Origin of the sequence: Pseudomonas sp. PDM32, from assembly GCF_019219225.1 — a bacterium.
GTDB classification, from domain to species: domain Bacteria; phylum Pseudomonadota; class Gammaproteobacteria; order Pseudomonadales; family Pseudomonadaceae; genus Aquipseudomonas; species Aquipseudomonas laurylsulfatiphila.
In genome coordinates this window covers 1-353 of the sequence record NZ_JAHUWE010000051.1, presented here as the reverse complement: position 1 = coordinate 353, position 353 = coordinate 1, and the positions used below count along the sequence as shown (strand labels likewise).

The 353-nt window shown below is 63.5% G+C and carries 1 protein-coding gene; it reads left to right on the top strand.

Annotation, left to right across the window (positions count from 1 at the left end; genetic code table 11):
* On the top strand, positions 1-353 hold a 353-nt coding region (locus KW846_RS30615), incomplete at both ends, for an aldehyde dehydrogenase family protein (RefSeq protein WP_218486469.1).

Genomic DNA, 353 nt, shown 5'->3' with positions numbered 1-353 from the left:
CCACCAGCCAGACAAGCGCCTGATCGTGATCAAGCAGCCAATCGGCGTGACCGCTGCAATCACCCCGTGGAACTTCCCGGCTGCCATGATCACCCGTAAAGCCGGCCCGGCCCTGGCCGCCGGTTGCGCCATGGTGCTCAAGCCTGCTTCGCAAACGCCGTTCTCCGCCTTTGCCCTGGCCGAACTGGCCCAGCGTGCCGGTATCCCGGCTGGCGTGTTCAGCGTTGTTTCCGGCAGCGCCGGCGACATCGGCAGCGAACTGACCAGCAACCCGATCGTACGCAAGCTGTCCTTCACCGGTTCGACCGAAATCGGTCGTCAACTGATGTCGGAATGCGCCAAGGACATCAAGA